Origin of the sequence: Rhodococcus sp. 14-2483-1-2, from assembly GCF_002259405.1 — a bacterium.
In the GTDB taxonomy this organism is placed as follows: Bacteria; Actinomycetota; Actinomycetes; order Mycobacteriales; family Mycobacteriaceae; genus Rhodococcoides.
Genome location: NZ_NPFW01000023.1, coordinates 322,834 through 335,813, shown reverse-complemented (window position 1 = coordinate 335,813; position 12,980 = coordinate 322,834). Strand labels below are relative to the sequence as shown.

General features: G+C 62.1%; 12 protein-coding genes and 1 pseudogene. 8 read left to right on the top strand and 5 right to left on the bottom strand.

Features of this window, described 5'->3' with window-relative positions; translation table 11 throughout:
• Window positions 1–439: 439 nt before the first annotated feature.
• A complete protein-coding gene (locus CH295_RS26805; RefSeq protein WP_353955497.1) occupies window positions 440–970 on the top strand; it encodes a DUF3375 family protein in 531 nt (176 codons plus the stop codon).
• On the opposite strand, the pseudogene CH295_RS26800 reads toward CH295_RS26805, so the two are convergent.
• Window positions 933–1,546: pseudogene (locus CH295_RS26800) on the bottom strand (transposase); the annotation flags it as partial. The gene CH295_RS26805 and the pseudogene CH295_RS26800 sit on opposite strands and share 38 nt — an antisense overlap.
• Before the next feature lie 594 nt (window positions 1,547–2,140).
• Here CH295_RS26800 and CH295_RS26795 point away from each other — a divergent pair.
• On the top strand, window positions 2,141–2,689 hold the full coding sequence (locus tag CH295_RS26795) for a hypothetical protein (RefSeq protein WP_094742468.1): 549 nt from the start codon (window positions 2,141–2,143) through the stop codon (window positions 2,687–2,689).
• A 42-nt stretch (window positions 2,690–2,731) separates the two neighbouring features.
• Here the strand turns inward: CH295_RS26795 and CH295_RS26790 are convergent, their stop codons facing one another.
• On the bottom strand, window positions 2,732–3,412 hold the full coding sequence (locus CH295_RS26790) for a hypothetical protein (RefSeq protein ID WP_094742467.1): 681 nt from the start codon (window positions 3,410–3,412) through the stop codon (window positions 2,732–2,734).
• Window positions 3,413–3,549: 137 nt separating this feature from the next.
• Window positions 3,550–4,017 carry a recombinase family protein gene (locus tag CH295_RS26785; RefSeq protein WP_094742466.1) on the bottom strand — a complete coding sequence of 156 codons (468 nt, stop codon included), beginning with the start codon at window positions 4,015–4,017 and terminating at the stop codon, window positions 3,550–3,552.
• Window positions 4,018–4,134: 117 nt separating this feature from the next.
• Between CH295_RS26785 and CH295_RS28640 the strand changes: the two genes are divergently transcribed.
• The 6 genes from CH295_RS28640 (at window position 4,135) to CH295_RS26760 (ending at window position 10,409) form a co-directional block, all read left to right on the top strand.
• Window positions 4,135–5,127, top strand: a complete 993-nt coding sequence (locus tag CH295_RS28640; protein ID WP_252342215.1) for a TnsB C-terminal domain-containing protein — start codon at window positions 4,135–4,137, stop codon at window positions 5,125–5,127.
• A gap of 40 nt (window positions 5,128–5,167) precedes the next feature.
• Window positions 5,168–5,815, top strand: a complete 648-nt coding sequence (locus CH295_RS28635) for a Mu transposase C-terminal domain-containing protein (RefSeq protein WP_252342214.1) — start codon at window positions 5,168–5,170, stop codon at window positions 5,813–5,815.
• A 4-nt stretch (window positions 5,816–5,819) separates the two neighbouring features.
• Entirely contained in the window at window positions 5,820–6,788 is a 969-nt protein-coding gene (locus tag CH295_RS26775) for a TniB family NTP-binding protein (RefSeq protein ID WP_252342213.1), read from the top strand.
• On the top strand, window positions 6,785–8,023 hold the full coding sequence (locus CH295_RS26770) for a TniQ family protein (protein ID WP_252342212.1): 1,239 nt from the start codon (window positions 6,785–6,787) through the stop codon (window positions 8,021–8,023). Before CH295_RS26775 ends, CH295_RS26770 begins: the two co-directional genes overlap by 4 nt.
• A 186-nt stretch (window positions 8,024–8,209) precedes the next feature.
• Window positions 8,210–9,376, top strand: coding sequence for a site-specific integrase (locus CH295_RS26765; protein ID WP_094742465.1), 1,167 nt, complete (start codon window positions 8,210–8,212; stop codon window positions 9,374–9,376).
• Between the two features lie 7 nt (window positions 9,377–9,383).
• Window positions 9,384–10,409 (top strand): hypothetical protein, encoded by a 1,026-nt coding sequence (locus tag CH295_RS26760; RefSeq protein WP_094742464.1) that lies wholly within the window; start codon window positions 9,384–9,386, stop codon window positions 10,407–10,409.
• A 734-nt stretch (window positions 10,410–11,143) separates the two neighbouring features.
• Here CH295_RS26760 and CH295_RS26755 read toward each other — a convergent pair.
• Together CH295_RS26755 and CH295_RS26750 are read right to left on the bottom strand one after the other, a co-directional pair.
• A complete protein-coding gene (locus tag CH295_RS26755; protein WP_170946106.1) occupies window positions 11,144–11,959 on the bottom strand; it encodes a class I SAM-dependent methyltransferase in 816 nt (271 codons plus the stop codon).
• Window positions 11,960–11,981: 22 nt separating this feature from the next.
• A complete protein-coding gene (locus CH295_RS26750; protein ID WP_094742462.1) occupies window positions 11,982–12,962 on the bottom strand; it encodes a hypothetical protein in 981 nt (326 codons plus the stop codon).
• Window positions 12,963–12,980: the final 18 nt, after the last annotated feature.

Sequence of the window (12,980 nt, the reverse complement as noted above, 5' to 3'; positions counted from 1 at the left end):
CTGGACGTAGAACCAGATGCGGGCGGTACCCTTCGCGGTTGGGTTATGTTGCCAGCGTTCGTGATTGCGGTGCCGCGCCGGATAACACCGAGCTCACACTGCGCCTGACGAGCTGATGGCCGCGAATGACGCGATGAAGTCAGCGATGGAATCGGCCGTGGTGACAGAGAGAACGGCCGCCGCGGCGCGGGTCTTTGCCGAGCAAGCTCAGGAGAAGCTCCTGGCAGCGCAGGCAGCGCTTGCCGACTTGCGCGCTATCCGCGATATTTGGATCGAGGAGGCTCAGACTTCCCAGCGCAAGCACGCGAAATCCCGGCAGCTGGCTGACGATCAGGCACGAGCTGTATCGCTCTGCAGGGTGAGATCACCGGCTTGCGTGCCGCAGTCATGGCGGGGTCCACCACGAATAAGTAGACGCAGCCTTGTATAACGGCTGCGGATGTCGGAGGGCCGCGGCACTATAGGCGTCATGCAGCACGATGAGATCGCGTCGCTCCAGCGGCTCAATCCCGCCTGGCGGCTGCTGAGCGCTGCAAACGCGCCACTGGTCATGTCGTTCCTAGGCGCAATCTTCGTCGACGAAAACGTCCGGGAGATTGCCGAGACCGATCTGGTGAACCGGCTCGACGACGAGCTGTACGCACTAAATCAGCGCCTAGGGGACGGAACCTACCCAAGGACGGCAAAGGACTATCTTGCCGATTGGTACTCCTCGGACAGGCGATGGCTGCGCAAGTACTATGTCGTCGGAAGTGACGAGCCGCACTACGACGCAACCCTGGCCATCGAGCGCGCCCTCGGCTGGGTCAAGGGCCTGCGCGAGCGCGAATTCGTGGGCACCGAATCGCGCATGAACACCGTCTTCGAGATGCTTCGCCAAATCGTCTACGGCTCAGACACGGACCCGGAGGCCCGTCTCATCGAGCTTAGGCGACCGTCGCCATCCGATCGAACCGCCACACCCGACTGACCCCGCCGAGGCCTCGGCAGATGCGGTCGAGTCCGTCGACGACGTGGGGTTGGGTCATGTTCGGCGCGAGGACCCGCGCCATTTGCCCGAGCACGCCAAGGTTCCGACGAACAGATGCGCCATCGAGCCCCACTCCCAAGACGCGAGCGGGTTCGGTAGGTCGACCCAATCCCATTGTGTCTCTTCACCTGGCGGGTGATCGATGACTGCGCTCGGTGGCGGTGACGGTGACGGTGGCGGTGACGGTGAGGCAGGCCTGGCAGATCGGACGGAGTTTCAGTTCACGGATCTTGCGGTGCAACGTTTGATACGACATCGCATAGCCGACGTCTTCGAGCTCGTCGCACAACGTGCGGACCCGCAGGTGCGGGTCGTCGATCAAGCGTGCGATGACGTAGGCCAGGAACACCTCGAAGGGGTCGGGGATGCTGCGTTACGCACTCCAGGGGTGGTGGTCCCGTTGAGGTAGGACCTGATGGTCTTGCGGTCGCGGCCGGTACGGCGCGCGATGTCGGCGATCTTCCAGCCTCGTTGATGCAGGGCGTGTATTTCCACGTCTTCCTCCCGTGTAAGCATGAGGAGCGGGTCGCCTTCGGGTAGCTGGCGGCGTGAAGAGTCCAGTTGCATACTGCCGCTTCTTGGATGGAGACATCGAGGTGGCGCGCGCCAAGGTGCTTCCGGGATCCGGTGAGTACCGGGGCTACACATCGTGGGTCTGCCCTCCTGGTGGTGCTACCGAAATTGACCTCATCGAAGTTCGCGTCGACCTTCGCAATTCGGGCAGTGGATACGGGCGAAAGGCTGTTGCAGGGGATTGCCCAGCGTTTCGGTGAGCCCGTCGTTGCGATGTCTCTTGGCAAAACATCAGATGGGTTCTGGCAAGCGCTTGGGTGGACCGCTCATCCTCACCCAAATGATGACAGCACCCCCTCCTGCCGAACGTTATTCACCTCCATCTAGTGCGGGCTGGGATCGCAGCCACTGCAAGTCGCGAGCAAGTCTCCGGAGCGCCGCGTCCAACGGGCAGGACCGCTGCAGGAACTAACTGTTACACCGATTCGCCGCGGTTTCCGTGAGGGCCGGCGGAGCATTGACTCCACATACAACGCCGATTCAGAAGGACCCAGGCTGAGTTCGAGCTACGCATGGCTGCCCGACCACCATCTGGCCGTGGCTGCGACGCTCGCACACGCCGACGAGCTCATCGGAGAAGTCGCCAGCCTTCTCTTCGACTATCAGACGCAGCCGGAAGGAACCATCCAGCTGCGAGAGGTGCCGATGATCACGCACAGTCAGACTGTCGTAGTGAGCATGTCGCCGATGCCGCGCAAGATCGTCCTCCTGGTCGCCGACGCCCTGGTCGTTCTACGAAACGCGATCGAGCACACCTTGTTCGCCGAGGTCGAGTACCGCGATGGCACACTCGACGAGAAGGCAGCCAAGGTCGTCGAGATGCCGGCGGCGCAGACCTACGATGCATTCAGCACATGGCTGAAAAGCCGCGCAAAGAACGGGCCTCCCTCTCTGCAACGGGGTAGCGAGTTTGATCAAGCGCATCGAAAGGCTCCAACCCTTCCACCGGACGGTGAGCTCGCACGATCACCCGATGGCGCTGCTGACGTTGCACACGAACCACTCGAAACACCGAGCACCAGCGGTCACGGCCGTCCGCCTCGCCGCCATTCATCGCGAGGACCTACCGCGACCGGGCCTGCGTGACTCGGTGTCGAAGACCCTCGAAGCCAGCTCTCAACCGAGATTTCAGCAGGGTCGGTTCGATAGCAGTCCCGTTACCGTTTCTATCTGACCGAGCCATAGCTCGCTCTCGGATGACCGAAGACCCAACAGCTTTGAGATGACCGCGAGGTCCTGCGCAAGGTCCCGGCTGAAGATAGGTTCGTGGTGAGCGATGCGGTTACGCAACTTCCGGATCTGCTCGAGGTCGTCGTAGATTCCATGCCGCTGTTGCCGTACCGATTGTGTAGTGCCGATGTTCGGAAAGGTGTGTCTGAGGGCAGGTATCCACAAGCGGGCGTCGTTACGACCGGTGAACATCTTCTGCCAGAACACGAACTTCAGCTCCGGGATAACTTTGCCCAACGTCGGCTGTCCGCGTCGTGCGTTCAGTAGATCCTGAAGGGGTTTATACCCGCGGCTCGGGCGCGGGAGGCTCTGCTCAAAGCCTCGTGACCACGGCCACTGCGGCCCATAGAGTCCTTCGAGAACTTCCGAGACGGCGTTCCGCGTAGCTACTTCGCATATATGCAGCGGGGTCATGAATGCACCGCTGACTTCCGCGTTCCAACGGTAAAGGTCCAGAGCAAGGCCACTATCGCCCGACGCGGCAGCGTCATAAGTGGTCATTCGCGCGACCGACAGAGCCTGCCTGACCGCCGTAGAGGTCTTGACTGCGTCGCCGGTTGCGCTCGTCGTCTGTGACATCTATAGTTTGTATCACTAGCTCTGGGCCTCGTTGGCGTAAGCCTCCCCCCGGAGACAAACGATAGAACAATAACCGCCCGGCCGCATGGTCGGGCGGTTATTGCGTTCGTGAGTTGGTGTAAGCGTTCGCGCTCGAACTATTTCAGGTACCGATACAGCGTTGACCGTGAGACGCCCGCGACGTCTCGGATGTCGGCCAATGACATGCCGCCGGCCCGCATTCGCTTGGCCTGGTTGATCTTCGCGTCCGACATCGCTCGCGGCCGACCACCCAAGCGGCCCTGTGCACGCGCGGCCGCTAACCCGAGCTGAGTTCGTTCACGGATCAGGTTGCGCTCGAACTCCGCCAACGCTCCGAAAATCGAATAGATCAACTTTCCACCCGACGTGGTCGTGCCGATCGACTCAGTCAACGACCGAAACCCCACACCGTCGGATTCGAGATCCTCGACAGTCTGCAAAAGGTGGGGGAGTGATCGCCCGAGACGATCGAGCCGCCACACCACCAGAGTATCCCCGTACCGCAGATGCGAGAACAGGTCCGACAACTCCGGCCGAGACGTCGTCGCCCCACTCGCCGTCTCCACCCACACTGTCAGTTTCAGAAGTGGGCTGCATGGGTTGCTGGGGTTTCACCTCCGATTGCAGTCGTCTTCTGACATTCTGAGTGCAGAAGTGGACTTCACGATCGGCCACCTGGGCTCGGGTGTTCGGAGGCTGCTATGGATGCGGACAAGTTCGACGTCGTAGAGGCTGGCGTCCTGACCGCGTCGGCCGAGCAATGGGCGCAGGCACGTTCGCGGTTCGCCGTACTCGTGGAGCTCGTGGATCGATCCTCGATCGGTACCGCAGTGGTCGAAGATGCGGCGCAGCAGCTGGGGGTTTCGCAGCGGCAGGTGTACGAGATGCTGTCCAGACTTCGCAGTGGGGGAGGGGCGGTCACCGATCTACCGATCTCCGCTCCTGCAGGTGGGCGCGGCCGCCCCCGCGTCTCGGCCGACGTCGAAGAGGTCATTGGCGAGCACATCAACCGCCACTTCTTGGATCGCCAGAAACTCAGTGTCGCTGCACTACATCGTCGTATCGCGCTGGCCTGCCATCGGGCCGGCCTGCCGGTCCCCGCCCGAAACACCGTGAACGCACGGATCGCGGCACTGCACCCTGGACGGGTCGCCCGATCACGCGGCGGCCCGGACGCCGCCAGGTCCCGGCAGTCCGCAGGCGATCAACCACCGCAGGTCACAGCTGTCCTCGAGCAGGTCCAGATTGATCACACAGTGGTCGATCTGATGATCGTCGACGAACACGATCGGGCACCGATCGGGCGCCCGTACCTCACGCTTGCCATCGACGTATTCAGCCGCTGCATACCCGGGTTCGTGGTGACACTCGACCCACCGTCGGCAGTGTCGGTCGGGCTGTGTCTGGGCCGTGTGTGTTCGGACAAAAGCGTGTGGATCGACACACTGGGGCTCGGTGAGGATATGCGGTGGCCGATGGCCGGTAAACCGGGCCGCTTGTATGTCGACAACGCGTCCGAGTTCAAAAGCGAAGCCCTCCAACGAGGCTGCGAGCAACATGGCATCGCCCTCGACTACAGGCCCCCTGGGCGTCCCCACTACGGGGGGGATTGTCGAACGCATCATCGGCACTGTCATGACCCGTGTCCACGAGTTACCCGGGACGACGTTCTCGAACCCAACGCAGCGGGGTAGTTACGACTCGGATGGCAAGGCAGCGTTGACGTTACGTGAAGTGGAACGCTGGCTGGTATTGGCGGTCGCTGCGTATCACGCAGATGTACACACCGGCCTGCGGCAGAGCCCGGCTGCGCGGTGGAACAGCGGTACCGAGGCTGGTGGCGCGCTGCCGGCGACAGTGGTCGACGAGACCGCGTTCCTGGTGGACTTCCTTCCTGTCATACGGCGTCGCCTGACCCGCGCCGGGTTCGTCATCGATCACATCCAGTACTTTTCGAACGCGCTGAAACCGTGGGTCGCGCGGCGAGAGAGGTTGGGTCGGTTCGTGATCCGGCGGGACCCACGAGATCTGAGCAGGGTGTGGGTCCTGGACCCCGATAGCGGCGGCGGATACATCGAAGTTCCGTATCGAACGATGTCGCATCCGGCGGTGACCTTGTGGGAACACCGGGCAGCAGTGACACGACTGCGCGAGGACGGCCGATCGAACATCGATGAACACGCACTGTTCTCGATGATCGAGAAGATGCGCGAGATCACAACATCGGCGCAGAAAGACACCAGACGGGCTCGACGTAACCGCAACCGTCGAACCCATCTAACCAGCGTCGCAACACCAGCGACGGTGCCGTGTCCCCCGAACGCTGGTCTCGGCACCGACCACGATGCCGCTCCGGCCTTCGACGACATCGAAGAATGGTGAACCGATGAACAACGATTCCACACACGTCCCGGCAGACGACGACGGCGATGTCGGCAGCAGAGACGAGTCCGAGGTCGACAGCGCGGACCTCACACACCTGCGCAGTGCAGTCAGGGCGATCGCGGTCCTGCCTGCAGCGCAACGCATCAGGCACATTCGCACCGAACGGTGGATCGGGTATCCGCGCGCACGAGCGGTGATCGAGCATCTGGAGACTCTGCTGGACTGGCCGGATCGACAACGAATGCCGAACCTGCTTCTCATCGGACCGACGAACAACGGCAAGTCGATGATCATCGAGAAATTTCGCCGCACGCACCCCGCCGTCAGCTTGCCCGATCGCGAGCAGATTCCGGTGCTGTGCATGCAGATGCCGCCCGATCCAGCACCGGCGCGGTTCTACCTGGCGATGCTTGCGGCTCTCGGAACTCCGGTGCGCCCGCGCGGCCGAGTCCACGAACTCGAACAGCAAGCGGTGAGGTTGTTGCGCGCGACCGGGGTTCGGATGGTGATCATCGACGAGCTGCACAACGTTCTTGCCGGCCGCGACAGCGTGCGCCGAGAATTCCTCAACCTGCTCAGGTTCCTCGGCAACGAACTGCGGATCCCGCTCGTCGGAGTCGGCACCCGCGAGGCGTACCTCGCTATCCGCAGCGATGCGCAGTTGGAGAACCGCTTCCACCCCATCACCTTGCCGATCTGGACCAACGACCCCGATACCCGTTCCCTGTTGGCGAGCTTCACCGCCAGCTTCCCGCTGCGTACGCGGTCGCACCTGACCCCGACGGAGATGACCGACTACCTCCTGACCCGGTGCGAAGGCACCATCGGGGAACTGGCGACGCTGTTGACCGCAGCCGCAGTGACCGCCGTCGAGTCCGGGGAGGAAGCGATCACCGCGCAGGTGCTGACGAGGACTTCTTACTCCGGTCCGACCGAGCGCCGCCGACTTTTCGAACGCAGTTTGGCATGACACGCACCAATATTTCTGCAGCGCAGGGAGAGTTCGATGACGGCGAGCATCGGCCGTGGCCCTTACATCCGCAACCGCTGCCCGGTGAAACCGTGTCGTCGTGGCTGGCCCGGACCAGCGAACTGTATTCGATGATCACCCGCGCCGACCTTCTCGATTCGCTCGGTCTCGACACCACCGGTGTCGATCTCGACCGCTTTATACCCGAGCCGGTGTTGACCGCGCTCGCCGGGAAAGGCGCGTGCACCGTGGATCGGCTGCGGGAGATGACCTTGGCTGGATACACGCCCTGGCTACTCGACAGCACCGACCCCACCGAGTGCGACTTCGACACCTACGTCCACCAGTTCTCGGTCCTCCTGCCGCCGGGCTTGGCGGTGCCGGATCGATATCGACGCAGACCGCCCGTCGGCACATGGCTTCCGTGGGTGAGCGCGCTGACCACGCGGGCATGCCCTCTATGTATCGACGCCCTCGACACCGACGCCGACATCGTCGTCACGATGGCTCATCAGTACCCGATGCTGACCAGCTGCACGAAGCATCTCTGCCGACTCGAGTTCTGTACGGTCATACCCGGCAGGTTGATCTTCTGGGAGAGGACACCAGCCGGTTCGGACGACCACGCACCACCTTTACCGGTACCGGCGGCCGTTGCCGAAATCGACAGACGCAGTGTCGCCGCGCTGACGAACGGATCGGTCGAGCTCGGCGTCGGCCGTGTTCATGCAGCGGTGTGGTTCCGGCTGCTTCGCACCGTCGTCGACGAAGTTGTGACACCGTTAATTCATGCCGGGTGGTGGGCGAGAGGATTGCGGGCGATCTGGGAGTCGACCGGTCGTTCTCGGCCGCTTCAGACATCGCGGGTTCCGTTCGAGAACCTGAGCTGGGACGGGCAAGCTGCAGTCCTGGCTGCCGCCGCGACGGCGATAATCGCAGTCGAGAACGATCAGATATTCGCCGGCGGAGCCGATGCTTGCCTGCTGCAACCACGACCGTACGAACCGGTCGATCCGGGGACCGCGCCGACGAGATCCCACTTCCAGGCACGCGCTCACAGTGCCTGGGACGATGTGGTGGCCGCGATCGACGCTGCTGTCGCAGAGGCGCGGGTCAACAGCGACGCCGCCCGTTCGCTGTTCGGATTCGCTCGTACTGGATGCCGCACCGAAGACGACGTCGACGAGCTGGCCTACGCCTTCTTGGAGCTCGGTATCCGACTGGACTGGGCCTGAAGCACGCGAGATCGCCGCGCGTTCTTCACGCTTTTCAGCCGACCTCGACGGACGTGTGTAGTCACCCACGGTTTGTGTGCGGTGACTAACGAGAATTTTCCTTCCCGCACCGTCCCTGAGGAAACGCCAGGTGAGCGTGTTTTCGGTCCGAAAACCGTGTCGGAGGTGCTCGCTACAGTCCTGCCCATGACAGAACACCAGCTCGCGGACGGCTCGAACACGGTTCCGGCTGTCGTGTCGGGTGGTGCGGCGGTGTTCCCTGATCTCCCGCCGGAAGTTGCCGCTCGAATCGAGCGCTCGATGGCCGCATCCCGCTCCGCCGGCACCCGGCGGGCCTACACCTCGGCGTGGCGACGATTCGAGACCTGGTGTGCCGTCGCCGGGCACCACGCGTTGCCTGCGCATCCGGCGACGGTGGCTGCCTATCTCGTGGCCGCGGCCGACACTGTCACCGTCGACGGGACGCGGGCGTACGCGCCGTCGACGTTCGGCAAATGGGTCGCCGCGATCGCCGACCGCCACCGCGGGGCCGGCCACGACAACCCCGCCGCGCACGAAATGGTGCGCGCCACCTTCGCAGGTATCCGCCGGGACTACGCGTCGGCGGGGGAGCGGCCCCGCAACCCCCGTGCGCCGCTGCTGACCTCCGACATCACCACGATCGTCGACCACGCACGACGCAGTGCGGCCGGGTGGGCGTCGGAGGTGCTCGAACGCCGCGACACCGCGCTGCTGCTGATGGGCTACACCGGCGCGTTTCGTCGTAGCGAACTCGTCGCGTTGGAATGTCGCGATGTCCGCCGCGACCGCCTCGACGGCGCGCACGTACGAATCCGTAAGTCCAAGACCGATCAGGATGGCACCGGAACCGTGAAGGCACTCCCGTTCACCGGTCGCCACGAATCCTGCCCGGTCTGCGCGTGGGTGCGCTGGCTGCAGATCGTCGCCGCGTTCGACACCGGCGGCAGAGTCGCCGTCATTCGGTTACTGACCCGCGCAGCACAATTCGACTCCCATCTCTGTCGCGGCACCCTGCCCACTGCCGACAAGCGGTCTCCGCTGTTTCGGTCTGTTCGCAAGAACGGCAACCTCTCCGAAACCGCCCTATCCGGGGCGGCAGTCCATGCGGCGATCCGCCGCCGCGCCGCTCACGCCGGCTACGACCCCGACACTGTCGCCCAGCTCGGTGGACATTCGCTGCGTGCCGGGTTCGTCACCCAAGCCTTCCGCAACGGAGCAGACGCCCACGCGATCATGCGGCAAACCGGGCACGTCACACCTGGCATGGTCGAGATGTACGCCCGCGAGAACGCACCGCTGCTCGGTAATGCCGTCACCGATCTCGGACTCTGACCCGCTAATGCCGGCCACATCGATGCTCCTGCAGAGGGATCTGCACACCTGGACGCTGTTCGAGGACTGGTGCACTGCCCATGATCTGTCGGCGTTGCCGGCAACGCCGCAGACACTGGCGTTCTTTCTCGGCGCGCACCCCGCCGCGAACACCACACACCGCAGACGTGTCGCCGTCATCGGTGCCTTGCACGACAGGTTCGGTCACTCCTCGCCGGGTCGAAGTGAGACCGTCCGTGCCGCCATCGACACCACACGCACTGCGCGGTTGAACGAGCTCGCATCGAGACTCGGGGCGATCGTCGCCCAGCTTCCGGTATCTGGTTGGCCTGCAGCAATGTTCGCGCGCCGCGATGCACTGATACTGGTGCTCGCATCCACGGGTGTGCCGTACTCGTACATCGCGGATCTACGGGTCGGTGACGTCACCTGGGACCTGACCGACGATATCCTGCACCTCGGCACAGCTAACGGAAGCAGCACACGTACTCCGCCTGCTGTCGCAGTAGCTGGGGTATCACCGGTTCTCGTGCTGCGACGGTGGTGCGAAGTTCTCGGCTTTCTGAACCGGTACCCAAGCACGACCATGCTGGGTGAACGGCTGCGGCCGGGCAACGAGACAGCGCTGATCGGGTACGACACGAACGTTCTCTCGCACGGTGGTAGGCCGCTGCTGACATCGATCGATCGATGGGGCCACACCCCCTTGATCGCTCCTACGATCAGCGCCCACGCTGTCGCTGACATCGTCGCAGCGCATCTGCGTGATGCTGCACCCGACCACCTTCTGCCGGCGCGAGCAACCGGCAGTTCGATCGAGTCCGGTATCGCGCTTGATGAAAGCGAATCATATTCGCCAGCAGTGCATCTGGATACGCAGTACTACGAACGAGGAATCGCAGCTCGTGCCGCCGCCCATGCACATCTCGGATCGCTCACGTCGGTCCTCGACGACGTCGAAGACCGAGCAACGTCTCTACTTGCTGCGCTCTCTGAACTTCTCGATGTCCCCGAAGACGACGATCACTGCTGACATACCCGCGCGGCCATGCTCGGCAGGCGACGCTGAGCAGGGCTGGTACATAAAACCGATGCAAGACACGAGCGTGGACCAGGAGCGTTCGACCAGGCCGAGATCTCCGGCTTCGCCCATGAAACGATCGGATGCTGGTCGGTGTGTCAGGGAGTCGCACGTGAGCTCTGCGTAAATTGCACATGCGATCTGTCCGCGGCCAGGTGATTCGAGGGGGCTCGTCCTCGTGTGCGCTGTTGGCGGGTGCACAGCGCGCCCGCTGAACCAGTTCAGCTCTCCTGCTGGGGAGGCGCTATCGTCTGTGCAAAACCATGGAGAGCCAGGATCTAACGTCGGCGAGTGACTGAATTGATTTGGCGCTGCGGTACGGGGGGTGATTGCGCCTTCGATGCTGCTGACCAAGAGGCTGGCCAGTGTCGAGGTCTCGTGGGGGTGTGCGCCGGCGGCCATCCAGGCTGCCTACTACCTCCGTACGCCAGGTGGCGAAGACGGACGCCGAGGCCGCCTGGATGGCCGGCTTCTAGGCTGCTTCGAGGACTTCGAGCCCTTCGATCTTGACAAGGCAAGACCGAGATCCCCCAGTGCGGCCTTCGGGCGTCAGCGACGACACGCTTCATACCGGCGGAGCGCAGCTCGTAATGCCTCCCCGCATCCTCGTCCCTGCAGTGGGATCCACAGTTGACGATCCCTACTTCAGCAGGCGGTTCACGCGTAGGAACCCGGGAACGTCGACGCTATGATGTAACAGTGGGAGAAGGGCGCGCGCCCGTCGTGGTTTGGCCTCGAAAGACGGCGTTGAGAGGCACGCACTCGATCAACATGAACAATGGGCGCGTGAAATTTTGGTTCCAGAAGTCGTCCGACGCGCGTTGTTGTGCGGTCGGTCTGGGTTCTCGAAGTGTGGTTATCGCAAATCCTGCGCTTGTGATCATTCCCAGATATTCCTCAAGGGAAAAAAATTGCTGGAATGATTCCACGGGTGATTTACGGCCTGCTACCTGAAAATGTTGTTCGACCGTTCTGATTCCGAAATAGTCGTCGATCGAGGTGTTGCTTTCAATGTCTTCTCTATCGGTGCGCGCTGCATAGAAGCAGGGGTGCATAGACATTACAATCATTTTTCCTTGCTCATTTAGCACGCGGCGAAATTCGGTGAATCGTCGAGATGGATCCGCAATACCGTTGGGTAGTCTGTTTACTACCACGAGGTCGACACTGGCGTCAGGCAAGGGGATCTGTGCGACGTCTGCGTGGTAGAAGGTGGCACGTGCTCCACCGGAGTCAGGGTGGTTTCGAGCCGCTGTTACGAGCTCTTCGCACGTATCGACGCCGTACACCTGGCCGCATCCACGTTTGATAAGTTCCCTGCTCAGGTATCCTTCGCCGCAACCGGCGTCCAGTACATTGAGTCCTGTGCAGTGCCCGATGAGGTCGAGCAGAGCAGGATCTGTCAGGTCTGTTTGAAATGTGTCCAAACCGTCTCGAACAATCTTTGTCCAGTAGGCCGCGTTTCGTTGATACCTTGACGAAATTTCGGTGTCACCCAGCATTGGCATCCTTTGGTTTGGAGGTTCAGGAAATTCGTTTCAGCAGTGCAATACAAGCGGTGAGTGCATTTCTATCTGAAATACCATGGTCTATTCTTAGCTCTAGAGCTTCTATCAGTCGGGCTTTCGCGTGCCCGAATTTGGGGTCATGGGCCAGAACTGCGGGGATTGCGGCTGTGATGAGGTAATGGAGGTAGGCTTCGCTTCTGCTATTTACGTCGGACAATACGATATTTGCCGTGTCGCTCAGAGACAGAGTCGAGGGAATCGAGAAGTCTGACGTTTGGATTAGGTCCGTACTGTACGAGGCCATCGACCAAATTTCGTTGCGTTGCAGTAGTGAACTCGACTCCAAATTGGACCGGTAGCGAACGGACTCAGCTATATCGTCGCTGTTCAAGATGACGCCGATGGCGGCACTTCGGTATGAGAAAGCGGAGCTGCGTTGGGGTGTTTCGTGGGAGGTCGCGATTGGAGGGGCTCCTTCCATCTTAGTCAGTTTGTGGACGAGAATCCCCGAACCAACGGTTCTGTGCAGAGAGTTTTCATTGCCGGTGTTGGTCTCGACCATGCGTGCTGCGTGTGTGACGAAGGAGGCGGGATCTGACAACAACGCTTCCGGTCCTGAATTGAACAGTGCGTCGAGGGCAGCGTCGGGTTGGGCACCCCAGCAGCGTGTGAGCTTCGCGTATGCAGAACGGTGGTCGCCATGAACCACGCTTGCTGCTGCGGCGAGCGCCGTTGCCACGTGAATCCCAGAGCCCTGTCTGACGAGGGCATCGATGGTAGTCGCGGACACTTCGAGTCCAATATCGACGCACTGCCGCAGTGCATTGTCGATCCTGCGAGTCCTGCTGCGGTGGCTTACATAGTCCATGAGGCCGGGGATGACTGCTAACAGGCTCTGCAAGGTAGTTCCAGAAATCTTGTCCAACCAAGCGCTGTCGAACCACAGCCTGGAAAGGGTGCTGGTGGTTGCTTCAGACAAAAGCGCTACATCTGACATGCTCAAAGAATCCGAGGC

Excerpts from the sequence above, each read along its gene's own strand:
- CH295_RS26805 (WP_353955497.1), top strand. The coding sequence starts at position 440 with ATGTCGGAGGGCCGCGGCACTATAGGCGTCATGCAGCACGATGAGATC.
- CH295_RS26790 (WP_094742467.1), bottom strand. The coding sequence starts at position 3,412 with ATGTCACAGACGACGAGCGCAACCGGCGACGCAGTCAAGACCTCTACG.
- CH295_RS28640 (WP_252342215.1), top strand. The coding sequence starts at position 4,135 with ATGGATGCGGACAAGTTCGACGTCGTAGAGGCTGGCGTCCTGACCGCG.
- CH295_RS26775 (WP_252342213.1), top strand. The coding sequence starts at position 5,820 with ATGAACAACGATTCCACACACGTCCCGGCAGACGACGACGGCGATGTC.
- CH295_RS26770 (WP_252342212.1), top strand. The coding sequence starts at position 6,785 with ATGACACGCACCAATATTTCTGCAGCGCAGGGAGAGTTCGATGACGGC.
- CH295_RS26765 (WP_094742465.1), top strand. The coding sequence starts at position 8,210 with ATGACAGAACACCAGCTCGCGGACGGCTCGAACACGGTTCCGGCTGTC.
- CH295_RS26760 (WP_094742464.1), top strand. The coding sequence starts at position 9,384 with ATGCCGGCCACATCGATGCTCCTGCAGAGGGATCTGCACACCTGGACG.
- CH295_RS26755 (WP_170946106.1), bottom strand. The coding sequence starts at position 11,959 with ATGCTGGGTGACACCGAAATTTCGTCAAGGTATCAACGAAACGCGGCC.
- CH295_RS26750 (WP_094742462.1), bottom strand. The coding sequence starts at position 12,962 with ATGTCAGATGTAGCGCTTTTGTCTGAAGCAACCACCAGCACCCTTTCC.